This is a genomic window from Pseudomonas sp. DWP2-2 (genome assembly GCF_049897065.1).
Taxonomy (GTDB): domain Bacteria; phylum Pseudomonadota; class Gammaproteobacteria; order Pseudomonadales; family Pseudomonadaceae; genus Aquipseudomonas; species Aquipseudomonas paracarnis.
This window is the reverse complement of sequence record NZ_JAFCVN010000018.1, coordinates 49,676-71,035: the sequence shown is the minus strand read 5'-3', so window position 1 is coordinate 71,035 and position 21,360 is coordinate 49,676. Positions and strand designations below refer to the sequence as shown.

Here is a 21,360-nt window from a genome sequence, read left to right as displayed (position 1 = left end):
CGCTGGCTGTCTGCAGGTTAACTTCGCAGCCAGCGCACATGCCGCCCCAGTTCATCAAATAGCGTCACCACCGAGCGTAACGCCCGGCAATCAGGCCGCGTCAACAACCACAGCGCCGTATCGTGCCCTGCCAGCGCAGGGCCCAGCGGTTGCAGGCCATCGCCCATCAGAAACTCCGGCAGCGCCGCCACGCCCAACCCCGCGCGCACTAATTCGGTCACCGACTGCATGCTGTTGCACCGATAACGGGGACGCACGCCCGGCAAATGCTCACGGCGCCAGATGACGGTGGGGTGATCGGGTAAAAAATCGTCCGGCGCGATCCAGGCCAGGTCGGCCCACTCATGGTCTGGGTGCAGGCGCGCATAGTCGGCACTGGCACACACCTGGTAGGTCACCGCACCCAGGCAACGTCCGACAAGATGTGCTGGCGGCGTCTTGGTCAGGCGCAGGGCGATATCCGCATCGCGGCGGCTGAGGTTGGCGAAGTCATTGGAGGTGCTCAGTTCCAGGGTCAACGCCGGGTAGGCCGGCATGAACTGCGCGAGGGCCGGCAACAGCAAGCCTTGCAACACCGAGTCGGTGCAGGTCAGGCGCACGGTACCGCTGATCACTTCACCGCCCTGCTCCACGCCAATACGCGCCGCCTCCAGCGCCTGTTCGGCACGCTCGGCCTGTTGGGCCAGGTTGCTCGCCAGGCTGGTGGGCAAATAACCGGCACGGCTTTTTTCAAACAGGGTCTGGCCCAGCGCCGCCTCCAGCCGCCGCACCGCACGGAATACCGTGGACACATCGACCCGCAGCAGCGCCGCCGCCCGCGCCAGGGTACCGCCGCGCACCAGGGCCAGGATCAATGACAGGTCGGCGTAGTCGATTTGATAGTGCGTGACTGCATTGAACATATGGGCAAACGCCAATATTGATTGCGTGAGCGCCAATCTATAGTGGGTATCACCCCACCACAAGTCATGGACGTACATGATGCCAACCCCCGCGCTGCACCTTGCCCTGATCGGTGATTACACCCCCGATGTGACCGCCCACCAAGCCATTCCCATGGCCCTGCAACAGGCCGCCGACGTTCTGGGCCTGAACGTCCAAGTGCAATGGCTGGCCACCGACACCCTCACCTCCACTTCTGCCCTGAGCGACTTCGACGGTTTCTGGTGCGTGCCCGGCAGCCCCTATCGCGATGTCGACGGCGCCTTACGGGCGATACGTTTTGCCCGCGAACAAGGTCGCCCTTTCCTCGGTACCTGCGGCGGTTTTCAACATGCCGTGCTGGAATATGCCCGCCATGTGCTCGGCTGGGCCGATGCCCAGCACGGCGAATTAATGCCGGATGCTGAACGCGCTGTCATCACGCCGCTGAACTGCTCCCTGGTGGAGGTGAGCGACACCGTACGCCTGGCCCCGTACACGCGCATTGCCCAGGCCTACGGCCGCCTGGACATCCACGAGGGTTACCGTTGCCGCTACGGCATCAACCCCGCCTTTGCCGACGCCCTGCTGGACGCCAACCTGATTCCCACCGGCCACGATTCGGCGGGCGATCTGCGCGCGGTGGAACTGCTCGACCACCCGTTCTTCGTCGCCACCCTGTTCCAGCCCGAACGCGCCGCACTCAAGGGCATCACGCCGCCGCTGGCGATTGCGCTGCTCAAGGCCTGCCAGGAGGTATCGGTATGATCGCCAAGACACCCGCCCCACCTTATTACGCGGTAATTTTCAGCTCGCTGCGCACCGGCGCCGACCTGGGTTATGGCGAGGCCGCCACACGCATGCTGGAACTGGCCAGGCAACAACCGGGGTTCCTGGGGGTGGAATCGGCGCGGGAGGATGGACTGGGGATCACCGTGTCCTACTGGGCCAGTGAGGCGGCGATACTGGCCTGGAAACAGCAGGCCGAGCATCGGCAGGTGCGCGAGCAAGGGCGGGCCACTTGGTATGAGGCGTTTCACACACGGGTATGCAAGGTAGAGCGGGCCTACACCTTCTCCACTTGAATCACCGAACCCGGTGGGAGCTGGCTTGCCTGCGATGCAGACACCTCGGTGATGCAGTGAAACCGCATTGATACTATCGCAGGCAAGCCAGCTCCCACATTTGCTCGTCATCGTTAGCAAAATCGCGGACGCTCAGCTCACCAAACTACGCAACGCGCTGATCTGCGGGATCTCTACCCGGCGCATATACACACGCAGCGGCTCGGTGATGTTGATGCGCTCGTCGATATTCTGGTCGAGCAACAACTGCAGGCGGACTCGGCACAGGGTCATGGTGTGGTCGGCGGCCGGCAGCCAGACGAACTCGGCCGTGGGGATGATGCCGTCATCGGCCACGTCCATGCCGAATGAGTCTTCGCTGAAACGTACGATGTACTGGCCGGTCTTGCGGTTGAGGCCGACAAATCCCTGGAGTTGGTCGGCGGCCTGGCAGATAAGCTCGGAAGTGATGCGCATGGTAAACCTCACTGAAAAGTCCCACAGGGACTGGAAAGATGGTTTACACGCGTGGCAGAAATTACCGCCCTCTGACGGGGCAGCTACCCGTAAGAATACTGCAACGCCCTGCAAAAAAGTCGACAAAATTGGCCGGTGCGCACGTTAATGTCGGTTTGGTGATAGCGCCGTTCGCAATCAATTGTTAAAAAGGACACCTTCTCAAAGTTACCTCCACGAAAGGACTTCGCATATGCCTGTCACGTTTTCCAAAAGCGCCTTGCTGCTGGCGTTGATGCTCGGCCTTGGCCAGGCACAGGCTGCCGAACCGGTCAGCCCGGCCGAATTGGCGACAAACGAAGGCATCCCCTATCCTGCCGTGATCGCTCACCGTGGCGCATCCTACGACGCACCTGAATCCACCGCCGCTGCCTACAAAGTTGCACGCGACCTGGGCGCCGACTACCTGGAACTGGACTTGCAACGCAGCAAGGACGGCGTGCTGTTCGCTCTGCACGACAACAACCTGCAGCGCACCACCGACGTCGCCACCAAGTTCCCCGAGCGCAAAGACGCGCCTGCCAACGAGTTCACCTGGAAAGAACTGCAAACCCTCGACGCCGGCAGCTGGTTCAACGCCGCCTACCCGGACCGCGCGCGCCCTGGTTTCGTTGGCCTGAAAATCCTGAGCCTGGACGACATCATCAAGATCGCCGAAGGCAACCCCTCGCACAAACCCGGCCTGTACATCGAGACCAAGGAGCCCAAGCAGTTCCCGGGCATCGAAGCCGACCTGAAAAACAAGCTGCTGGACAAAGGCTGGCTGAGCTCCGCCGGCTCCAAGCTGGGCAAGAGCAACACCGGTGTCGGCCAAGGCAAGGGCCGCGTGGTGCTGCAAACCTTCGAAACCGCCAGCCTCAAAGAGCTGCAGAAAGAAATGCCCAACACTCCGAAAATCCTGCTGTTGTGGGTGGGTGAAGGCAGCATCGAGCCCAAATCCAAAGTGACCTTCGCCGAGTCTGGCGAAGCCACCAAGGCCGCCTACTACGCCAAGCAAGAGCCCAAAGATGCCGCCGAATTCGAAAAGTGGGTCGATGAGGCCAAAAGCCTTGGCGCCATCGGCACCGGCCCGTCGGCTGAGCTGACCGACCACGGCGACCAGAGCTACACCGACCTGGTGAAGCCGGAAATGAACAAGCTGACCCACGACAAGGGCCTGCTGGTGCATGTGTATACCGTGGATGAGCCGGTGGACTTCGAGAAGGTCATGAAGGCCGGCGTCGATGGCATCTTCACCAACCGCGCCGCCGAGCTGTTGAAGTTCTACAAGCGCTGGCCGTCGTCCAGCGTGCAAGACCTGCTCAACGACCATAAGTACTAAAAGCGTTGGTGTCAGTGAGCCATTAAGGATGAGTTAAGTTGCGCTGGTTAATCTGGCGCCACTTAAACAGCTCAACCTAAGAAGGACATACACCATGAAAACCTTGACCGCCCTGTTCGCCGCTACTGCCCTGACCTTGACCGCCGGCCTGGCCCAGGCTGATGTTCGTCCAGACCAGATTCCCAGCCTGCTCAAGACCGGTGAAGTGATGGCGTTCGAAAAGCTCAACGCCGCCGCCGTCGCCCAACATGCCGGCGCTACCATCAACGATACCGAGTTGGATCACGAAGCTGGCAAGCTGGTCTACGAAGTGGACCTGACCGACACCACCGGCAAGAAATGGGATGTGAAGCTCGACGCCAAAACCGGTGCCGTGCTGGAAAACAAGCAAGACACCTGAGTTGAACCTTGAAAAAACGCGCCACCTTCGGGTGGCGCGTTTTTTTATGCGCGCCTCAAACCGTCACATAACCGTCATACCGCCTTGCAATGATTCGCTCAGGAACCTGTGAAACGTCCTACAGGCCCTTTCTCTGCGAGTCGCCATGAACCACAGCATCGACCACGGCCATCAAGATTCCGATCTGTTTGGCCTGCTTTACGGTTTTCGTTTTCGCCCCGGCGAGAAAGGCCAACAAATTGATTCCGCCACCGCCCTCGCCGCCTTGCAGCAACCGCCAGATCCGGAAGAATTCCTGTGGCTGCACCTGAACCTGGCGCACGCCGCCTGCGAGCGCTGGATGCAGGCGCATCTGTCACTGCCAGAAGAGTTTTTTGAAGCCTTGCATGAGGGCTCACGCTCCACGCGCATCGAGCATGTGGACTCGGCCTTATTGGCCGTGGTCAACGATGTGGTGTTCAACTTCAGCAGCATGGTGTCGTCGGATATTTCCACGCTGTGGGTGTGTGCGCGCAGCCGCTTGCTGGTGAGCGCACGCCTGCAGCCGTTGCACTCGGTGGATAAATTGCGCTCGTCGGTGAAGGCCGGCGAACACTTTCGCTCCCCCTTGGAGCTGTTGGTGCACCTGCTGCGCGACCAGGGCGAAGTGCTGACGCAGATCGTGCGCAAGACCAGCATCAGCGTTGACCAAATCGAGGATCAGCTGTTGTCTTCGCGCCTGTCCACCAACCGTGCCGAACTGGGCGCCGCCCGCCGCGTGCTGGTGCGCCTGCAACGCCTGCTGGCTTTGGAGCCGGGCTCGCTGCTACGCCTGCTCAATCGCCCGCCGCAATGGCTGCAAAAGGAAGACGTGAAGGAATTGCGCAAATCCACCGAGGAGTTTGCGCTGATCATCAACGACCTGACCGCCCTGGGCGAACGCATCAAGCTGTTGCAGGAAGAGATCGCCGCCAACCTCAATGAACAGAGCAACCGCACATTGTTTACCCTCACAGTGGTGACGGTGCTGGCGCTGCCGATCAACATCATTGCCGGTTTTTTTGGCATGAATGTGGGTGGGGTGCCCCTGTCCCAAGACCCGGAAGGCTTCTGGATACTGGTGGCCTTGGTCGCAACCTTCACCCTGATCGCTGGGCGGTGGGCATTCCGCAAATTCTCAAATTGAAATAAGCCCAAAGGTGGGAACTGGCTTGCCTGCGATTGCGGTGTATCAGCCAAGACAATGCAAGCAGACCCACCGCTATCGCAGGCAAGCCAGCTTCCACAGGGGTTAAGCGTATGTTCAGTGATTGAAGAGTCCCGTCATCGCTCTGAGCCGCTTCTTGTACAACCGCCGCGCCTCCAAAGCCTCCTCCAGACTCACCGCCACAAACCCCGCCCGCTGGTTGGGCTGCATTTGCCCGATCAAGTCCAGGTCGGCGCTGATCACCGTGCCGATCATCGCGTAGCCACCGCCCGACACCGCATCGCGGTGCAGCACAATCGGCTCCAGCCCCGCCGGTACTTGAATCGAGCCAATCGGGTAGCAACTGTCCACGATGTTGGAAGGATCGGAGCCGGCGCCAAACGGCTGTTCCCGCGGCTGGAAGCTCAACGCGCTGCCGCCCTTGAAGCGATAGCCAATGCGATCGGCCTCGGAGCCGACCGTCCACGGCTCGGCAAAAAAGCTGCTTTTGGCCTCCAAGCTCAAGCGTTCGTAATACAGCCCCGGCACCACCCGCAACGTCACATCGCCGCCGACCGAACGCCGCAACGCCATCGGCAAGCTGTTGCCCGCACGCCCGGTACCGCTGGCGCTACCGATCGGCAATTGATCGCCCTCCTGCAAGCGTCGGCCATTAAACCCGCCGAGGGCGCCGAGGGTGTAGGTGGAGCGGCTGCCGAGCACCAACGGCACGTCGATACCGCCGGCGACGGCGAGGTAGGTGCGTGCGCCGGCCTTGGGAAACTCGAACCGCAGCACCTGCCCGGCGCGCACGGCAAAGGCGGTGTCCTGGTGCACCACTTCCCCGTCCAGGCGCGGCGACATCAAGGCGCCGCTCAGGGCCACCAGCGCGTCCTGCTGGAACTCCAGCGCCGGCCCGATCAGCGTGCATTCCAGGCCCGCCGCGCCCACGGGATTGCCCACCAGGTGGTTGGCCGCACTCAACGCGTATTGGTCCAGCGCCCCCGATGGTGGGATGCCCAAATGGTAATAACCTTCGCGGCCCAGGTCCTGCACGGAGGTGGCGAGGCCGGGTTTGAGGACCTTGATCATGCCAGCGCCTCCTGCAGTTTTTTCGGATAGCCGATGGGGTCGGCGAGAAAGGCATCCAGGGAAAACTCCACCGGGCGAATGCGCAAGTCGAAACGCCCGGCGTCCACCTCGGCGACCGCCAGGTCATATGCCTCGCGGTCCATCGGCTTGAACTGCACGATATCGCCAGGGCGGAAGAACACCATGTGCTCCTTGAGGTACGCCAACTGCTGCGCCGGGTCGTAGATCGGTGCCGGGGTAACGCCGAACATCTGATAACCGCCCGCCCCTCGCACTGAGTAGATACAGCCAAAGCAACCGCCATGGCCCAGGGTCAGTTTCGGTGTGTCGGTGCGTGGCCGCAGGTATTTGGGCACCTGCAATTGCCGCTCGCGTTCGACCATCTGGAACATGAAAGGCAAGCCCGCGACAAAGCCGACCATCGACACAAACCACGGCGCGCCACTGTGGGCGGCGATGAACGCTTCCACGTCGGCCAGGCCATTGATGCGTGCCGCGTATTCCAGGTCTGTGCCGCTGGGGTCTTGGTGGCGGTCACGAAAACGCATCAGGGTTTCGTGGGTCCAGGGGTCGTTATAGAGCACCGGGATTTCGATGATGCGCGTGCGCAAGGTGCGTTCGGCCACGGCCTGGGCTTCGGCGCTTTGCACGGCGTCGAGCAGCGCGTGAGGGGCGATGCGGTCAGGGTCGAAGCGAATCTGGAAGGATGCATTGGCCAGGCACACATCCAGTACGCCTTCCAGTGCCAGGCGCTCCACGGCGCGGGTCACCGCCATGCCCTTGAAAAAAGCCTCCAGGGACATGCTGTCGCTGACCTCGGCAAACAGATGTTCATCACCGCCGAAGCTATAGCGGATGGGGGACGTTTCAGCCATGTCTGTTCCTCTTGGAATCTTTGTAGAAAGGCAGGCAAAAAAGTAAGGGTTGGATCTTATCGGGGTGTTCTGACGTCGATACCCGCCTGGTCCAAGGCTTCACGGGTAGCCTCCACCAGATCCAGGGCGCCAGGGGTGTCGCTGTGCAGGCAGATGGAATCGAATTCGATCGCAAGGTCTTCGCCTTCGACGGTACGTACCAGGCCGGCCTGACACGCACGCAAGACCCGGGCGGCCACTGTGGCTGGGGCCAGCGCCCGCACATTGCGGGTAAACACGATGGAGCCGCTCAGGTCGTATTCACGGTCGGCATAGAACTCGCGCACCACCGGCTGCCCCAGTTCCTTGGCGATGCGCCAGATCACTGAGTTGGGCATGCAGTACAGCATCAGCGTGGGCTCAATGATTTGCAGGTTCTGCACCAACAGCCGGGCGGCCTCTTCATCACGGGCCAGGTGCATGTAAAGCGCGCCGTGAGGCTTGATATGTTGCAGGGTCACGCCTTGGGCGCGGGCCATTTCACGCAGGGCACCGAGCTGGTAGAGCATGTCGTCCACCAATTCCTGCGCCGGTGCGTTGATGTGCCGGCGACCGAAACCCACCAGGTCACGAAAGCCTGGGTGCGCGCCGATGGCCACACCCAGTTGCTTGGCGCGCTCGACGGTGCGGCGCATGGTGCCGGGGTCGCCGGCGTGAAAGCCGGTGGCGATATTGGCCGAGCTGATATAGGCCATCAGCTCTGCGTCGACGCCGTCGCCGATGGTCCAGGGGCCAAAGCTTTCGCCCATGTCTGAATTGAAATCCACTGCCTGCATCAGGGGCGCTCCGCCAAAGGTGATGCCCGCAAAGTAGGCCGGGGCTTGACCCCTTGGGAAGATCTATTATCAGATGGCCCATCTTCTGAAAATCAGATAGCTTTTTATCCTCAACCCCAGATCGTTCCCACGCTCTGCGTGGGAATGCAGCCATGGACGCTTTGCGTCCGCACTTGAGACCGTGGCGCGGAGCGCCACAAGAGGTACTCCCACGCAGAGCATGGGAACGATCAATAAGCAGAGTGCGATATGTCTTTAACCTTGCGCCAGGTTCGCTATTTCGTCGCCACTGCGGAAATCGGCCAGATTTCCCAGGCAGCAATTCATCTGAATATTTCCCAATCGGCGGTGACCACAGCGATCAAGGAGCTGGAAGCCATGCTCGGCGTGCAGTTGTTCGTGCGCTCGGCCCAAGGCATGAACCTCACCGACGCCGGGCGGCATTTTCTCAACCGTGCCTATGTGATTGTGCGCAGTGTGGAGGACGCCCTCAACAGCCCGTTGCCGGACTACCGCGCCAGCGGCGTGCTGCGGGTGGCGGCCAGCTACACGGTGCTGGGTTATTTCCTGCCGCACCATTTACAGCGCATGGAGCATTGGCATCCGGACGTAACCATCGAGGTGTTCGAACAGGAGCGCCAGGCCATCGAACAGGGCCTGCTCGACGGCCAGTTCGACATGGCCGTGGTGCTGACCGCCAACCTTACCCACGCGGATATCGTCTCGGAAATTCTGTTCAACTCCGAGCGCCGCTTGTGGCTGCCCAGCCATCACCCGTTGTGCGAACGCGGTGCCGTGAGCCTGGCCGACGTGGCCCAAGAACCCTACATTTTGCTCACCGTCGACGAAGCCGAACACAGCGCCATGCGCTACTGGGAACAGGCCGGGCAAACGCCCAAGGTGCGGCTGCGCACCAGCTCAGTGGAGGCGGTGCGCAGCATGGTAGCCAACGGCAGCGGCGTGGCGATCCTGTCAGACCTGGTGCACCGGCCCTGGTCCCTGGAAGGCAAACGCATCGAAACCCTGACCGTGACCGACCCGGTCACACCCATGAGCGTCGGCCTGGCCTGGCACCGCGAGCGCGCGTTTACCCCAGCGATGCAAGCGTTCCGGGATTACTTCCACGACGCGTTTCTGGCGCCCCAGCAGTTGTCGGCACGCCGTTAAAGATGAGCTTGCAGGGTGGCGGTCAACCAGTCCATGAACACCCGCACTCGCAACGGCAGATGCCGCTGGCCGGCGTACAGCAACGACACATCTAAGGGCGGCGCTTGGTAGTCGGGCAGCACCGCCACCAACTCGCCGCTGGCCAATAAGTCGCGTATCCCGAGCTGCGGCACCTGGGTGATGCCAAACCCGCCCAGGCACGCCGATTGATAGGCGTCGGTGCTGTTGACCGTCACCCGGCCTGCCATCGCCAGCCGCTGCACCTTGTTGCCCACCATGTATTCGAACCCGGCCGAGCGTGCGCCCAGCGGCCGCACATAATGCACCAACTGGTGATGCGCCAGGTCTGCCAGGGTTTCGGGCACGCCATACCGTTGCAGGTACGCCGCGCTCGCGCAGTTGACCATCGGCATGCTGCACACCCGCCGCGCTACCACGGTTTGATCGGGCTGGGCGCCGACGCGCACCACGCAATCAAAACCTTCGGCGATCAGGTCCACCTGGCGGTCCGAACCGCTGATCTCCATGTCGATCAGAGGATGGCGCGCCATGAAGGTGGGCAGGTTCGGCAAGATCACGCTGCGTGCCATGACGTTAGGCATGTCTACTCGAATGCGCCCGGCCAGTTGGGTCTCATCCTGGCGAAACAGGCCCTCGAGCTCTTCCATATGCGCCAGCAGGTCCTTGCTGCGTTCATACAACACACGGCCATCCTGGGTCGCCTGCACCTTGCGCGTGGTGCGTTGCAACAGTCGCGCACCGAGCAGCTCTTCCAGGGCCTGCACATGCTCGGACACGGTGGAGCGCGGCAGGCCGAGGCTTTCACCGGCCTGGGTGAAACTCGACAATTCGGTCACCCGTACGAAGGTGCGCAGCAGCTCTAGCTTGTTCATGGATTGTTCGCCTTATCCGGCCAGTGATTCCGCTATAGCACTGTTTATCACGTTATAGGCGGACAAATACACTCACTCCCACTGACCCCCACTGAGGACTGCACCATGACCCGTAAAATCGCACTCATCACCGGCGCCAGTCGTGGCCTGGGCAAAAGCGCCGCCCTGCACCTGGCTGCGCAAGGCATCGACATCATCGGCACTTACCACAGCGCAGCGGCCGAAGCCCAAGCCGTGGTTGCCCAGGTAGAGGCCTTGGGCGGTCGCGGCGCCATGCTGCAATTGGACGTCAGCCAGAGCGCAACCTTCAATGCATTCGTTGGGCAGATCGGCACCCTGCTCAAGGATGTGTTCGCCCAGGAACATTTCAACTTCCTGATCAACAACGCCGGGGTTGGCACCTACGCAAGCTTTGCCGAAACCACCGAAGCCCAGTTCGACCAGTTGGTGGCGATCCATGTGAAGGCACCGTTTTTCCTCACGCAAAAACTGCTGCCGCTGATCAGCGATGGCGGGCGCATTATCAATGTCTCCAGCGGCCTGGCGCGCTTCAGCCTGCCGGGTTATGCCGCTTACGCGTCCATGAAAGGCGCGGTGGAAGTCTTGTCGCGCTACCAGGCTAAAGAGCTGGGCCCACGGGGTATTACCGTGAACACCCTGGCACCGGGCGCGATTGCCACTGACTTCGGCGGCGGCGCGGTACGCGATAACACCGATGTGAATGCGATGGTTGCCAATAACACCGCCCTGGGCCGCGCTGGCTTGCCAGACGATATTGGCGGGGCGATTTCGACCTTGCTGGCCGATGGCAGTCATTGGATCACCGGCCAGCGGATCGAGGCGTCGGGGGGGATGTTCCTCTAAACGGCTTCCCCTCTGTAGGAGCGAGCTTGCTCGCGAAAAACTCAAGAGCGCCGCGTGTTTCCAGAGGCCTCGCGTTATCGTTAGCGATCTTCGCGAGCAAGCTCGCTCCTACAGTGGGCGGCGTTTTTTTCGCTGATTTTTTCCCGAATGACGTCATAACCCCAGTGGTACACGTAGGTGTACGGCAGGAAGAACAACAGCACGCCAATGTCGAGGATGAAGGCCTCCAGCAGGCTGATCTTCATCAAGGCGGCAATCAACGGCACTGCCAAGAGAATCAGGCCGCCTTCAAACAACAGCGCGTGCAGCACACGGGTCCAACCACCGTTGGCCAGTTGCAGGCGGGTTTTAAGGCGGTCGAACAGGCTGTTGAACACCACGTTCCAGCTCAGTGCCAACAGGCTGATGCCCAGGGTCACTGCGCCCATTTCCAGCGCCGGCCGGCCGGTGATCCACACCAACAGCGGCGTGCAAATCAATAAGGCCAGCCCTTCGAAACCAAGGGCTTGAAACACGCGTTCAGTAAAGGATTTGGTAGGGGTCATGACCCGGCTCCGTGAGTGACGATGGTTGCCATGATCAGGCTTTGTATCGATACTTCACAACCAATAACCATCGATCAAGGCGATAGTCATGGCCTCCCATGAAGTGCTTCAGGCGTTTGTCCAGGCTGCCACCCAAGGCTCGTTTTCCGCGGCGGCGCGCAAGCTGGGCAAAAGCCAGTCCACCGTGAGCGCGGCAGTGGCCAGCCTTGAGATTGACCTGAACGTGGTGCTGTTTGACCGCAGCAGCCGCAAGCCGACCCTCACGCCGGCGGGGCAAGTGTTGCTGCAAAGGGCTGAGCAAGTGCTGGAAGCCAGTAGCCGCCTGGAGCTGGCAGCCAGTCAGTTATCGCAAGGCCTGGAGCCGAAGTTGAGTCTCGCCATGTCCGATACTTACCAATCCGATCGATTCGAGGTCGCCCTCACGGCCTTCGAGCAACGCTACCCGGACCTTGAGCTGGAATGCCTGATCGCGGAATGCGAAGACTTGATCGCACTGGTGCAAAGTGGCCGGGCGCAGATCGCGTTTATCGAGAAACAAGAAGCCTACCCGCCGGACCTTTCCTTCTCCACGGTGGAGGAGCGCACGGAGATCGCGCTGTTTGTCTCGCCTGGACACCCATTGGCGACCCTGGACAAGGTTCACCCGCACACCTTGCAACAACACCGGGAGTTGCGTTTGGCGAGCATCATCAGCCCCAATGAAAACCGCGGTACGCAGCGAGTATGGTCGGCGCCGAGTTACCTGATGCTGATGGAGATGGCACAGCTGGGGTTTGGCTGGGCACCGATTCCACGCTGGCTGGTGGAGCGCTTTGGCGGCAACCAGTTGGTTGAACTCAAGGTGCGCAGTTGGCCGCGTTCGGTGGCGGTGGATGCGCTGTGGTCCCGGCACCAGCCGCCGGGGCCTGCGGGGAGCTGGTTGCTGGGCAAGATGCTGGAATGAGCCTGTAGGAGCGAGCTTGCTCGCGAAGAACGTCAACGATAACGCGTGCTTCCTGAAGAAACGTGGCGTCTGTGAGTTTTTCGCGAGCAAGCTCGCTCCTACATTTGGATCGTCACTGCCTGGAGGAATTGAGTTCGGCGAGACGCCGCGTGATGAAGCGTTTTTCTGGCGCCTGTTGCGTCAGCGACAGCGCTTTTTCGTACGCGCTGCGGGCTTCGTCAAACCGCCCCAACTGCCGGCAAAACTCCCCACGCGCCGAATGCGCCAAGTGGTAGTCCTGCAACTCACCGCGCTGCAAAAGATTGTCTACCAGCACCAACCCCGCCAACGGCCCCTGCTCCATCGCCACCGCTACCGCACGGTTCAACTCGATCACCGGCGACGGCACAGACCTGAGCAATACATCGTAGAGCCCGACAATCTGCCGCCAATCGGTTTCCCCTGCGCTGGGCGCCTCGGCGTGCACGGCGGCAATCGCAGCCTGCAAGCAATACGGCCCAAAGCGCGGGGTAATCAGCGCCTGCTCCACCAATGCGCAGCCTTCAGCGATCAAGGCCCTGTCCCAAAGCGTACGATCCTGAGCGTCCAACAGCACCAGTTCGCCGCTGGCAGAAGTGCGGGCAGGCCGACGCGACTCGTGCAGCAACATTAACGCCAGCAAGCCCATGACTTCCGGCTCGGGCAGCAACTCCAGCAGCAAACGCCCCAGGCGAATGGCCTCCAAGGTCAGGTCCTCACGGGTGAGGTCGGCACCCGCTGACGCCGAATAGCCCTCGTTGAACACCAGGTAAATCACCCGCAGCACACTGTCCAATCGTTCGGGCAATTCGGCGCGGGACGGCACTTGATACGGAATTTTCGCCTCACGGATCTTGCCCTTGGCGCGCACGATGCGTTGGGCAATGGTGGTGGGCGTGGCAAGAAAAGCGTGAGCGATGGCCTCGGTGCTCAGGTCGCAGATCTCGCGCAAGGTCAGCGCAACCTGGGCATCGGCTGCCAACGCTGGGTGGCAGCAAGTGAACATCAGGCGCAGGCGGTCGTCTTCCACGTCTTCATCAGTCCAAGGCGCGGCCTCCAACGCCTCGGCCTGCTCTTCCAATAACGGGGTAAAACGCGACTGCCGACGCAGGCGGTCGATGGCTTTGAAGCGACCGGTGGACACCAGCCACGCCCGTGGATTATCCGGCACGCCATCCTCGGGCCAGCGCTGCAGGGCGACGAAAAATGCTTCGTGCAGCGCCTCCTCGGCCAAGTCGAAATCACCCAGCACACGAATCAACGTCGCGAGCACGCGGCGTGATTCGCGGCGGTAAATAGCGTCGATCTGCTGGGTCAATCGACCATGTCCTCGGTCACCAACTTCACCAGGCGGTCCAGGCTCTGGCCCCAGCCGTCATGAAAGCCCATGGCTTCGTGGGCCTGCTTGTCCTCGGCACTCCAGTGCATGGCGCGGGCGGTATAGAGCGTCTTTTCGCCGACCTCCTCAAAGGTGACTTCGGCGCTCATGAACGGCTTGCCCGAAGGCACCCAACCCGGCATGAACGCGTCGGTAAACACCAGGCGGTTGGGCGCATCGATTTCCAGGAACACGCCCTGGGTCGGGAACTCGCTGCCATCGGGCGCACGCATCAAGGTGCGGAACAAGCCGCCGACCCACAGGTTCATCTCGCATTCAGGGGTGGTCATGCCGTGGGGGCCCCACCATTGTTGCAGCAGGGTTGGCTCAGTCCAGGCGCGAAACACCCGGCGGCGCGGCGCATCGATCAAGCGGCTGATGGACAGTTCAAATTGGGCGGGTTGAGTGTTCACGGGAAACCTCCTCACGTCTTTTGATTATTGTGTTGAGAGATTCAATTGGCGCACGGGGCGCACTTCCACACTGCCGACCCGGGCCGCCGGAATGCCGCCAGCCACCTGGAGCGCTTCATTGAGGTCCTTGGCGTCGATCAGGTAGAACCCGGCGAGCTGCTCCTTGGTTTCGGCAAACGGCCCGTCGGTGATCGACAGCTTGCCGTTGCGCATGCGCACGGTGGTGGCGGTGGTCACCGACTCCAGCGGCTCGGCGGCGAGCATGCGCCCGCTGGCCTGGATGGACTCGGCGTAGGCCAGACATTCCGAGTCGTGGGGGCTGTCGGGCGAGGTGTGCAACACCTGTTCATCGCTGTAGATCAGGCACAGGTATTTCATGGCGTTCTCCGTTTTCGGACTACTGACTATAGTTCGCGGTGCTCAAGGTTTCAGGTCGAACAACGCCGTGCCGCTTTGCATATCAAACGGTGCCGACCAGTGCTCGTGCACCACCTTCCATTGGCCATCGATACGCTGGTAGCCGGCAGTCACGCGCATCCAGCAGGCCTTTACCTCACCGTCCGGCCCGGCACCGCCGCAGTGGGCCAGCCAGTGGGCGAATGCGCTGTCTGGCGCTTCGACGACATGCAGTTCATGAAACTCGAAGATGCCGGGGCCGGGGCAGTGCTCCATGCACGCCTCCCAATGCGCGCGATAGGCCGCCTTGCCCTTGAATTGCAGAGCGGTTACAGCGTCGAACGAGACGATATCGTCGGCGTAAAAGCTGACAATCTGGTCGATATCGCGACTGACAACGGCGCCTTTCCATTGCTCGATCAGGCTCTTGATTGCAGTGCTCATGGCGATGACTCCTTGGGGTGGAAAATCACGGAAGACACCCTTAGTCGAATGGCCCCGAGGGAAATCGACATCCCCCTGAAAAATAATTTCCTGTGGCTCAAACCCGATAAACTGCCACTTCTCTTGCAGCCGTTCGGATAGTCCCATGCCAACCCGCCTCGTTGCTTACGAGGCGCTGAACGCTGTGCAACAACAGCAAGTCGGCGCCATCGAAGTTCACCCTGAACAACTGCCGTTTTGCGGTGATATGTATTGCGCCCTCAATACCCTGCTCGCCAACCCGAGTCCTGGGGTCAAGGGCTTTGCGCTGTTGGTCGACGACCTTCCCGTGGCGTTCCTGCTGCTCAAGCGACCACCGTGCCTGCCTCATTGGGCCGATGAACACAGCACCACACTCCACGCGCTACAGGTAGACCGGCATCAGCAGGGGCGTGGATACGGCAAGATGTGTTTGCAGGCGTTGCCCGCCGTGGCGCGCGAGGCCTGGCCGCAGATCAAGGGGTTGGAGTTGTCGGTGGATGCCCACAACCTGGCGGCAATGGGGTTGTATCTGGGGGCGGGATGGGTGGATCGCGGTGAGGCGTACAAGGGTCGCGTAGGGTATGAGCGCCGGTTGAGTTTCAGGTTTAATCCATAGCGGCAATGTCACGTAAACATGACTTTTAAGCGTGCATGTCGTGTTTACGTGACATCGGGTGCAGTGTCAGCCCCGCTCCCCGATCGGCAGCCAGATTTCCACCGTCCCCGTGCCCTTCCTGGCATCGAAGTCCGCGCTATAGCGCTCGAAATCCGCGCCCATGACCTTGTAGCCCGAGTGCGGCAGCCATTCGAACATGATGCGTTCGTAGGTTTGCTCAAGCGCCTGCACCGGCCCGTAGTGGGGGAACACGGCATAGTTGAGTGGCGGAATTTCGATCACCTCGAAATTGCTCGGCACGTCCTTCTTGGCCGGGACTTCAACACCTGCCAGGTAATCGAATTCGCCGTGATGCGGGTTATGGCACACCCCGTAGGTCACACCGCCGACGCGCTTCTTGATGTCCTTGATACAGGTATCGAACAACTCCCACAGCCGTGGGATATCGCCAACGGTGGCCTTCGAATATCGCCCTTGTACCCCGGCGATCACCAGGGCCTTACCGGCTTCCAGGCGCGGCTCCAACGGTTGTTTTGTCTGCTGATCCATACGAACAGTCTCCTTCTTATGAGGGAACAAACCCGCATCGAGTATAGGGGCATATCCGCGTTGTACTCCATGTAGAAAAATTTCCTACGCATCTGGACAACTGGCCATCATCGCCCGTATTGTCTGCCCCGCAGGCCACCGCAGTGGCCGACGTCGCTCGGACGGTTCCGGGCGCTTACGTACCTCGAGGCAACAATGGCAGACCAAGGTTCGCCGCGCCGCTTTGCGCGCATAGATCGACTCCCCCCGTATGTTTTCAATATCACTGCCGAGCTGAAGATGGCTGCGCGTCGGCGCGGCGAAGACATCATCGACTTGAGCATGGGTAATCCTGACGGCGCCACGCCTCCTCATATCGTGGAGAAAATGGTCACCGTCGCCCAGCGTGAAGACACCCACGGCTACTCCACCTCCAAAGGCATTCCGCGCTTGCGCCGGGCGATTTCGCGTTGGTACAAGGACCGTTACGCGGTGGAAATCGACCCGGAGTCCGAAGCTATCGTGACCATCGGTTCCAAGGAAGGCCTGGCGCACTTGATGCTGGCCACCCTGGACCAGGGCGATACCGTGCTGGTGCCCAACCCCAGCTACCCGATTCATATCTACGGCGCAGTGATTGCCGGCGCCCAGGTACGTTCGGTGCCGCTGATACCGGGCGTGGATTTCTTCGCTGAGCTGGAGCGCGCGATTCGTGGCTCGATCCCCAAGCCGAAGATGATGATCCTCGGCTTCCCGTCCAACCCGACCGCGCAGTGCGTGGAGCTGGACTTCTTCGAACGGGTGATCGCCCTGGCCAAGCAGTACGACGTGCTGGTGGTGCACGACCTGGCCTACGCCGACATCGTCTACGACGGCTGGAAAGCCCCCTCGATCATGCAAGTGCCCGGCGCCAAGGACATTGCGGTGGAGTTTTTCACCCTGTCCAAGAGCTACAACATGGCCGGCTGGCGCATCGGCTTCATGGTGGGCAACCCTGAACTGGTCAACGCCCTGGCACGCATCAAGAGCTACCACGACTACGGCACCTTCACCCCGCTGCAAGTGGCGGCGATTGCGGCGCTGGAAGGCGACCAACAGTGCGTGAAGGACATCGCCGAGCAGTACCGCCAGCGTCGCAATGTGCTGGTCAAGGGCCTGCATGAACTGGGCTGGATGGTGGAGAATCCGAAGGCGTCGATGTACGTCTGGGCCAAGATTCCCGAGCAGTACGCGGCCATGGGCTCGCTGGAGTTTGCCAAGAAACTGCTATTGGAAGCGAAGGTGTGTGTGTCGCCGGGGATCGGCTTTGGTGAGTATGGCGACGATCATGTGCGCTTTGCGCTGATCGAAAACCAGGACCGGATTCGCCAGGCCGTGCGTGGGATTCGCGGGATGTTCAGGGCGGATGGGTTGGTGACCAAAGCCTGACTTGATCCACCTGAAGAAACCCAATCAATGTGGGAGCTGGCTTGCCTGCGATGGCAGTGTTGGATTCACTACCGCAATCGCAGGCAAGCCAGCTCCCACATTTGATCAGTTCCCACCCTTGCTTTGGGGTGTGGCTTACACCACCAACGACAGCAACATGATGAAGATCAGCGCCACGATCGACAGAATGGTCTCCATCGCCGTCCAGGTCTTGAACGTCTCGGCCACGGTCATGTTGAAGTACTGCTTGACCAGCCAGAACCCCGCATCGTTGACGTGAGACAGGATCAACGAACCCGCGCCCGTCGCCAGTACCAGCAACTCGCGGTTGACGCCAGGGATCATCCCCACCACCGGCACCACAATGCCCGCGCCGGTAATGGTCGCGACCGTCGCTGAACCGGTGGCAATCCGAATCACCGCCGCCACCAGCCACGCCAGCAGGATCGGGTTGATCTGCGCGTTCACCGCCATATGGCCGATCACGTCGCCCACGCCGCTGGTCACCAGCATCTGCTTGAAGCCACCACCGGCACCGATGATCAGGATGATCGCGGCGGTTGGCGCAAGGCTGGCGTCGAGCAGCTTGAGGATCTGCTTGGAGTGGATGCCCTGACGATGGCCAAAGGTGTACAGCGATAACAGCAAAGCCAGCAACAGTGCGGTGATCGGGTGGCCGATCATGTCCATCCAGTTGCGTACCACGTTGCCTTCGGCGAACGCGATGTCGGCAAAGGTTTTGAGCAGCATCAGGAACACCGGCAAGAGCACGGTGACCAGGGTGATGCTGAAGCTTGGCAGCGACTTGTTATCGGTTTCGCGGGCCAGTTGGTCCACCAGTTCCTGGGACGGGTTGCCCGGGATGTACTTGGCGATGAACGTACCGAAGATCGGGCCGGCGATGATGGCGGTCGGCAGTGCGACGATCAGGCCGTACAGGATGGTCTTGCCGATATCGGCACCGAACACGCCGATGGCCAGCAGCGGGCCCGGGTGCGGTGGCACCAGGCCGTGCACCGCCGACAGACCGGCCAGCAGCGGGATACCGATCTTGATCAACGACACGCCGGTACGCCGGGCGACGATAAACACCAGCGGGATCAGCAACACAAAGCCGATCTCGAAGAACAGCGGGATGCCCACCAGGAACGCGGCGAACATCATGGCCCACTGGACCTTCTCTTTGCCGAAGGCGCGGATCAGGGTCTGGGCGATCTGATCGGCACCGCCGGACTCGGCCATCATCTTGCCGAGCATCGTGCCCAGCGCGAGGATGATGCCGACAAAACCGAGCACCCCGCCGAAACCGTCCTGGAACGCCTTGATGATCTTGTCCACGGGCATGCCCGAGGTCAGGCCGAGGAAACCGGCCGCGATGATCAGTGCAATGAACGGGTGCACCTTGAACTTGGTGATCAGTACGATCAACCCGATGATAGTGACTACTGCATCTAGCAGCAGGTAAGACTCGTGGGACATGCCAAACATGGGGGGTCTCTCCTGTTTGTTGTTGTTATTAAAGCGGGTGTTGAACTTCCTGCCGGGGATAGCGCTATCTTTTCCGGCAAAAAATTAATGAGTAGGTTCAAAGCCGTGCTTGCGCCACCAGGTATGGGTCTGCGCGGCCAGTTCCTCGACGCTGTCTTCACTGGCGTTCAAGGCCAGGGTCAGCGGCTCACCCTTGGGCGATTCAAGGGTGGCGAACTGGCTGTCGATCAGGCTCGCCGGCATGAAATGGCCGGGGCGGTGAGACACGCGGTCGGCGGCGACTTCGCGGGTCAGCTCTAGGAAGACAAAACCCAGGCCCGGCGCAGCTTCGCGCAGGTGGTCACGGTATTTTTTCTTCAGGGCCGAACAGGTCAGTACAGGATGCTCGCCCGCTTTCAACGCACGACGCAGTTCATCGCACAGGATATCGAGCCAGCCGGCGCGGTCGTCGTCGTTGAGGGGGTGGCCGGCGCTCATCTTTTCGATGTTCGCGGCAGGATGAAAGCTGTCGCCTTCAATGGCAGTGGCGCCGTTAAGGGCGCACAGGGCTTGGCTGACGCTGGACTTGCCACAGCCGGAAACACCCATGATGACCAGGGCGGTAACAGGTTGACTCATGAAACACCTCAGGACGCAGATAGCGCTACCTTTGCATAGCGTAAGGCTAGTGCAAAAACAGGCTTTTCCCGCGCCGACTTGTCATTTTTATGGAGTGACGCGTGCATCCGTTCCAACAGATTGACTTCAAGAGCTGGACAGGATCAGGCAACCCTTTATCCAAGAATTTGCAGCCCTTTGGAGACAGCGCTACCTTAGTGCCTCGATTTTTGTTTGGCAAGCCGCCTGATGACCTCCAAGAACGATAAAAATACCCGCACGACGGGCCGCCCTACCCTCAATGAAGTTGCGCGCCTGGCCGGCGTCAGCCCGATCACCGCCTCCCGTGCCCTGCGCGGCATCAGCACCGTGGCCACCGAACTGGTGGAAAAAGTGCAACAGGCCGCCGCCGAACTGAGCTACGTGGTCAACCCCGCCGCCCGCGCCCTGGCCTCGGCGCAGAGCCATTCGGTGGTGGTGCTGGTGCCGTCACTGTCCAACCTGCTGTTTATCGAAACCCTCGAAGCTATCCATCAGGTACTGCGGCCCAAGGGCTTTGAAGTACTGATCGGCAACTCCCATTATTCGCGCGATGAAGAAGAAGACCTGCTGCGCAACTACATGGCCTACCAGCCACGGGGTTTGTTGCTGACCGGTTTTGACCGCACCGAAAGCGCGCGACGAATGGTCGAGGCCAGCAATGTGCCCTGTGTGTACATGATGGATCTGGACCCCAATGCCGGGGTGAACTGTGTGGGCTTCTCGCAACTGGCCGCCGGCGAGACCGCGGCGGCGCACTTGCTGTCCCGGGGGCGCAAGCGCCTGGCCTATATCGGCGCACAACTGGACCAACGCACCTTGCTGCGTGGCGAAGGCTTTCGCCGCGCCTTGCAACAGGCCGGCATGTACGATCCGGCGCTGGAGCTGCTGACGCCACGCCCGTCCTCCGTGGGCCTGGGAGGCGAACTGTTTTTGCAACTGCTGGCCGCCCACCCGGATGTGGACGCGATCTTCTTCGGCAACGACGACCTGGCCCAGGGCGCCCTGCTCGAAGCCCTGCGCCATGGCATCAAGGTGCCTGAACGTGTGGCGGTGCTGGGCTTCAACGACCTACCCGCCTCGTCATTCATGGTGCCGCGCCTGAGCAGCATCAGCACGCCACGGGAAGCCATCGGGCGTCGGGCAGCAGAGCATCTGCTGACGATCATGGCGGGCAACAAGGTGGCCAAGCCAGTGGTGGATATGGGGTTTGAGTTGCAGGTGCGCGAGAGCACCTGAGCGTCGAGCCGAACGCAATCAATGTGAGAGCTGGCCATGTAGTGTCCACAGAATCAGCGCCTGGCACAGATCCCCTGTGGGAGCGGGCTTGCTCGCGAAGGCGGTGGGTCAGTCAACGCATCTTCAACTGAACCAACGCTTTCGCAGGCAAGCCAGCTCCCACATTTTCGGCCG

25 protein-coding genes are annotated in these 21,360 nt (G+C 61.1%); 11 read left to right on the top strand and 14 right to left on the bottom strand.

The features are described from left to right. Positions 1–17: 17 nt before the first annotated feature. On the bottom strand, positions 18–902 hold the full coding sequence (locus ACP7CZ_RS25855; RefSeq protein ID WP_054896730.1) for a LysR family transcriptional regulator: 885 nt from the start codon (positions 900–902) through the stop codon (positions 18–20). Positions 903–981: 79 nt separating this feature from the next. Between ACP7CZ_RS25855 and ACP7CZ_RS25850 the strand changes: the two genes are divergently transcribed. Both ACP7CZ_RS25850 and ACP7CZ_RS25845 read left to right on the top strand, forming a co-directional pair. Next, positions 982–1,689 carry a CTP synthase C-terminal region-related (seleno)protein gene (locus ACP7CZ_RS25850; protein ID WP_089042443.1) on the top strand — a complete coding sequence of 236 codons (708 nt, stop codon included), beginning with the start codon at positions 982–984 and terminating at the stop codon, positions 1,687–1,689. Continuing rightward, on the top strand, positions 1,686–2,006 hold the full coding sequence (locus ACP7CZ_RS25845; RefSeq protein WP_054918277.1) for an antibiotic biosynthesis monooxygenase family protein: 321 nt from the start codon (positions 1,686–1,688) through the stop codon (positions 2,004–2,006). The genes ACP7CZ_RS25850 and ACP7CZ_RS25845 overlap by 4 nt, the downstream gene beginning before the upstream one ends. Before the next feature lie 132 nt (positions 2,007–2,138). Here the strand turns inward: ACP7CZ_RS25845 and ACP7CZ_RS25840 are convergent, their stop codons facing one another. Then, a complete protein-coding gene (locus ACP7CZ_RS25840) occupies positions 2,139–2,462 on the bottom strand; it encodes a DUF2025 family protein (protein ID WP_200648311.1) in 324 nt (107 codons plus the stop codon). Positions 2,463–2,694: 232 nt separating this feature from the next. On the opposite strand from ACP7CZ_RS25840, the gene ACP7CZ_RS25835 reads away from it, so the two are divergent. The 3 genes from ACP7CZ_RS25835 (at position 2,695) to ACP7CZ_RS25825 (ending at position 5,387) form a co-directional block, all read left to right on the top strand. Further along, positions 2,695–3,822, top strand: a complete 1,128-nt coding sequence (locus ACP7CZ_RS25835) for a glycerophosphodiester phosphodiesterase (protein WP_034128488.1) — start codon at positions 2,695–2,697, stop codon at positions 3,820–3,822. A gap of 94 nt (positions 3,823–3,916) precedes the next feature. Then, the gene (locus ACP7CZ_RS25830; RefSeq protein ID WP_034128489.1) at positions 3,917–4,222 is read left to right on the top strand and encodes a PepSY domain-containing protein; all 306 of its coding nucleotides are present in this window, start codon (positions 3,917–3,919) and stop codon (positions 4,220–4,222) included. A 145-nt stretch (positions 4,223–4,367) separates the two neighbouring features. Then, entirely contained in the window at positions 4,368–5,387 is a 1,020-nt protein-coding gene (locus ACP7CZ_RS25825) for a transporter (protein WP_057975143.1), read from the top strand. Between the two features lie 117 nt (positions 5,388–5,504). Here the strand turns inward: ACP7CZ_RS25825 and ACP7CZ_RS25820 are convergent, their stop codons facing one another. The 3 genes from ACP7CZ_RS25820 to ACP7CZ_RS25810 are packed head-to-tail and all read right to left on the bottom strand — an operon-like array spanning position 5,505 to position 8,169. Next, complete coding sequence (locus ACP7CZ_RS25820) at positions 5,505–6,479, bottom strand: biotin-dependent carboxyltransferase family protein (RefSeq protein WP_054918276.1); 975 nt, start codon at positions 6,477–6,479, stop codon at positions 5,505–5,507. Next, complete coding sequence (locus ACP7CZ_RS25815) at positions 6,476–7,354, bottom strand: 5-oxoprolinase subunit B family protein (RefSeq protein ID WP_198790619.1); 879 nt, start codon at positions 7,352–7,354, stop codon at positions 6,476–6,478. The genes ACP7CZ_RS25820 and ACP7CZ_RS25815 overlap by 4 nt, the downstream gene beginning before the upstream one ends. A 56-nt stretch (positions 7,355–7,410) precedes the next feature. After that, positions 7,411–8,169 carry a 5-oxoprolinase subunit PxpA gene (locus ACP7CZ_RS25810; protein ID WP_294183680.1) on the bottom strand — a complete coding sequence of 253 codons (759 nt, stop codon included), beginning with the start codon at positions 8,167–8,169 and terminating at the stop codon, positions 7,411–7,413. Positions 8,170–8,418: 249 nt separating this feature from the next. On the opposite strand from ACP7CZ_RS25810, the gene ACP7CZ_RS25805 reads away from it, so the two are divergent. After that, positions 8,419–9,336: a LysR family transcriptional regulator gene (locus ACP7CZ_RS25805; RefSeq protein WP_014719628.1), complete on the top strand. Its 918-nt coding sequence runs from the start codon at positions 8,419–8,421 to the stop codon at positions 9,334–9,336. Here ACP7CZ_RS25805 and ACP7CZ_RS25800 read toward each other — a convergent pair. Further along, positions 9,333–10,229, bottom strand: a complete 897-nt coding sequence (locus ACP7CZ_RS25800; protein WP_198790621.1) for a LysR family transcriptional regulator — start codon at positions 10,227–10,229, stop codon at positions 9,333–9,335. The genes ACP7CZ_RS25805 and ACP7CZ_RS25800 overlap by 4 nt on opposite strands. Before the next feature lie 105 nt (positions 10,230–10,334). Here ACP7CZ_RS25800 and ACP7CZ_RS25795 point away from each other — a divergent pair, with 105 nt between their 5' ends. Next, entirely contained in the window at positions 10,335–11,093 is a 759-nt protein-coding gene (locus ACP7CZ_RS25795) for an SDR family NAD(P)-dependent oxidoreductase (RefSeq protein WP_294183672.1), read from the top strand. A gap of 80 nt (positions 11,094–11,173) precedes the next feature. Here the strand turns inward: ACP7CZ_RS25795 and ACP7CZ_RS25790 are convergent, their stop codons facing one another. Beyond that, positions 11,174–11,638 carry a multidrug/biocide efflux PACE transporter gene (locus tag ACP7CZ_RS25790; protein ID WP_034128497.1) on the bottom strand — a complete coding sequence of 155 codons (465 nt, stop codon included), beginning with the start codon at positions 11,636–11,638 and terminating at the stop codon, positions 11,174–11,176. Positions 11,639–11,726: 88 nt separating this feature from the next. Between ACP7CZ_RS25790 and ACP7CZ_RS25785 the strand changes: the two genes are divergently transcribed. After that, positions 11,727–12,581: a LysR family transcriptional regulator gene (locus ACP7CZ_RS25785; RefSeq protein ID WP_034128498.1), complete on the top strand. Its 855-nt coding sequence runs from the start codon at positions 11,727–11,729 to the stop codon at positions 12,579–12,581. Positions 12,582–12,693: 112 nt separating this feature from the next. On the opposite strand, the gene ACP7CZ_RS25780 is transcribed toward ACP7CZ_RS25785, so the two are convergent. From ACP7CZ_RS25780 to ACP7CZ_RS25765, 4 genes are read right to left on the bottom strand one after another with little or no spacing between them, the layout of a single operon-like run. Continuing rightward, a complete protein-coding gene (locus ACP7CZ_RS25780; protein ID WP_200583322.1) occupies positions 12,694–13,917 on the bottom strand; it encodes an RNA polymerase sigma factor in 1,224 nt (407 codons plus the stop codon). Then, on the bottom strand, positions 13,914–14,390 hold the full coding sequence (locus ACP7CZ_RS25775; protein WP_034128500.1) for an SRPBCC family protein: 477 nt from the start codon (positions 14,388–14,390) through the stop codon (positions 13,914–13,916). Before ACP7CZ_RS25775 ends, ACP7CZ_RS25780 begins: the two co-directional genes overlap by 4 nt. 24 nt (positions 14,391–14,414) lie before the next feature. Next, a complete protein-coding gene (locus tag ACP7CZ_RS25770) occupies positions 14,415–14,768 on the bottom strand; it encodes a YciI family protein (RefSeq protein ID WP_200583321.1) in 354 nt (117 codons plus the stop codon). 42 nt (positions 14,769–14,810) lie between these two features. Then, complete coding sequence (locus ACP7CZ_RS25765) at positions 14,811–15,230, bottom strand: YybH family protein (RefSeq protein WP_060765182.1); 420 nt, start codon at positions 15,228–15,230, stop codon at positions 14,811–14,813. A gap of 145 nt (positions 15,231–15,375) precedes the next feature. Here ACP7CZ_RS25765 and ACP7CZ_RS25760 point away from each other — a divergent pair, with 145 nt between their 5' ends. Then, positions 15,376–15,867 (top strand): GNAT family N-acetyltransferase, encoded by a 492-nt coding sequence (locus ACP7CZ_RS25760; protein ID WP_294183648.1) that lies wholly within the window; start codon positions 15,376–15,378, stop codon positions 15,865–15,867. A 66-nt stretch (positions 15,868–15,933) separates the two neighbouring features. Here the strand turns inward: ACP7CZ_RS25760 and ACP7CZ_RS25755 are convergent, their stop codons facing one another. Further along, the gene (locus tag ACP7CZ_RS25755; RefSeq protein ID WP_047711634.1) at positions 15,934–16,416 is read right to left on the bottom strand and encodes a GyrI-like domain-containing protein; all 483 of its coding nucleotides are present in this window, start codon (positions 16,414–16,416) and stop codon (positions 15,934–15,936) included. Between the two features lie 195 nt (positions 16,417–16,611). Here ACP7CZ_RS25755 and alaC point away from each other — a divergent pair, with 195 nt between their 5' ends. Then, positions 16,612–17,823 carry an alanine transaminase gene (gene alaC / locus ACP7CZ_RS25750; protein WP_057975137.1) on the top strand — a complete coding sequence of 404 codons (1,212 nt, stop codon included), beginning with the start codon at positions 16,612–16,614 and terminating at the stop codon, positions 17,821–17,823. A gap of 135 nt (positions 17,824–17,958) precedes the next feature. On the opposite strand, the gene ACP7CZ_RS25745 is transcribed toward alaC, so the two are convergent. Both ACP7CZ_RS25745 and ACP7CZ_RS25740 read right to left on the bottom strand, forming a co-directional pair. Beyond that, positions 17,959–19,311 (bottom strand): GntP family permease, encoded by a 1,353-nt coding sequence (locus ACP7CZ_RS25745; RefSeq protein ID WP_014719640.1) that lies wholly within the window; start codon positions 19,309–19,311, stop codon positions 17,959–17,961. A gap of 84 nt (positions 19,312–19,395) precedes the next feature. Beyond that, positions 19,396–19,929, bottom strand: coding sequence for a gluconokinase (locus ACP7CZ_RS25740; RefSeq protein WP_034128504.1), 534 nt, complete (start codon positions 19,927–19,929; stop codon positions 19,396–19,398). 225 nt (positions 19,930–20,154) lie between these two features. Between ACP7CZ_RS25740 and ACP7CZ_RS25735 the strand changes: the two genes are divergently transcribed. Further along, on the top strand, positions 20,155–21,186 hold the full coding sequence (locus ACP7CZ_RS25735) for a LacI family DNA-binding transcriptional regulator (RefSeq protein ID WP_161793224.1): 1,032 nt from the start codon (positions 20,155–20,157) through the stop codon (positions 21,184–21,186). Positions 21,187–21,360 lie beyond the last annotated feature (174 nt).

What these genes read in the sequence shown, in the direction of transcription:
- ACP7CZ_RS25855 (WP_054896730.1), bottom strand. Translation starts at nt 902, where the DNA reads ATGTTCAATGCAGTCACGCACTATCAAATCGACTACGCCGACCTGTCA.
- ACP7CZ_RS25850 (WP_089042443.1), top strand. Translation starts at nt 982, where the DNA reads ATGCCAACCCCCGCGCTGCACCTTGCCCTGATCGGTGATTACACCCCC.
- ACP7CZ_RS25845 (WP_054918277.1), top strand. Translation starts at nt 1,686, where the DNA reads ATGATCGCCAAGACACCCGCCCCACCTTATTACGCGGTAATTTTCAGC.
- ACP7CZ_RS25840 (WP_200648311.1), bottom strand. Translation starts at nt 2,462, where the DNA reads ATGCGCATCACTTCCGAGCTTATCTGCCAGGCCGCCGACCAACTCCAG.
- ACP7CZ_RS25835 (WP_034128488.1), top strand. Translation starts at nt 2,695, where the DNA reads ATGCCTGTCACGTTTTCCAAAAGCGCCTTGCTGCTGGCGTTGATGCTC.
- ACP7CZ_RS25830 (WP_034128489.1), top strand. Translation starts at nt 3,917, where the DNA reads ATGAAAACCTTGACCGCCCTGTTCGCCGCTACTGCCCTGACCTTGACC.
- ACP7CZ_RS25825 (WP_057975143.1), top strand. Translation starts at nt 4,368, where the DNA reads ATGAACCACAGCATCGACCACGGCCATCAAGATTCCGATCTGTTTGGC.
- ACP7CZ_RS25820 (WP_054918276.1), bottom strand. Translation starts at nt 6,479, where the DNA reads ATGATCAAGGTCCTCAAACCCGGCCTCGCCACCTCCGTGCAGGACCTG.
- ACP7CZ_RS25815 (WP_198790619.1), bottom strand. Translation starts at nt 7,354, where the DNA reads ATGGCTGAAACGTCCCCCATCCGCTATAGCTTCGGCGGTGATGAACAT.
- ACP7CZ_RS25810 (WP_294183680.1), bottom strand. Translation starts at nt 8,169, where the DNA reads ATGCAGGCAGTGGATTTCAATTCAGACATGGGCGAAAGCTTTGGCCCC.
- ACP7CZ_RS25805 (WP_014719628.1), top strand. Translation starts at nt 8,419, where the DNA reads ATGTCTTTAACCTTGCGCCAGGTTCGCTATTTCGTCGCCACTGCGGAA.
- ACP7CZ_RS25800 (WP_198790621.1), bottom strand. Translation starts at nt 10,229, where the DNA reads ATGAACAAGCTAGAGCTGCTGCGCACCTTCGTACGGGTGACCGAATTG.
- ACP7CZ_RS25795 (WP_294183672.1), top strand. Translation starts at nt 10,335, where the DNA reads ATGACCCGTAAAATCGCACTCATCACCGGCGCCAGTCGTGGCCTGGGC.
- ACP7CZ_RS25790 (WP_034128497.1), bottom strand. Translation starts at nt 11,638, where the DNA reads ATGACCCCTACCAAATCCTTTACTGAACGCGTGTTTCAAGCCCTTGGT.
- ACP7CZ_RS25785 (WP_034128498.1), top strand. Translation starts at nt 11,727, where the DNA reads ATGGCCTCCCATGAAGTGCTTCAGGCGTTTGTCCAGGCTGCCACCCAA.
- ACP7CZ_RS25770 (WP_200583321.1), bottom strand. Translation starts at nt 14,768, where the DNA reads ATGAAATACCTGTGCCTGATCTACAGCGATGAACAGGTGTTGCACACC.
- ACP7CZ_RS25765 (WP_060765182.1), bottom strand. Translation starts at nt 15,230, where the DNA reads ATGAGCACTGCAATCAAGAGCCTGATCGAGCAATGGAAAGGCGCCGTT.
- ACP7CZ_RS25760 (WP_294183648.1), top strand. Translation starts at nt 15,376, where the DNA reads ATGCCAACCCGCCTCGTTGCTTACGAGGCGCTGAACGCTGTGCAACAA.
- ACP7CZ_RS25755 (WP_047711634.1), bottom strand. Translation starts at nt 16,416, where the DNA reads ATGGATCAGCAGACAAAACAACCGTTGGAGCCGCGCCTGGAAGCCGGT.
- alaC (WP_057975137.1), top strand. Translation starts at nt 16,612, where the DNA reads ATGGCAGACCAAGGTTCGCCGCGCCGCTTTGCGCGCATAGATCGACTC.
- ACP7CZ_RS25745 (WP_014719640.1), bottom strand. Translation starts at nt 19,311, where the DNA reads ATGTTTGGCATGTCCCACGAGTCTTACCTGCTGCTAGATGCAGTAGTC.
- ACP7CZ_RS25740 (WP_034128504.1), bottom strand. Translation starts at nt 19,929, where the DNA reads ATGAGTCAACCTGTTACCGCCCTGGTCATCATGGGTGTTTCCGGCTGT.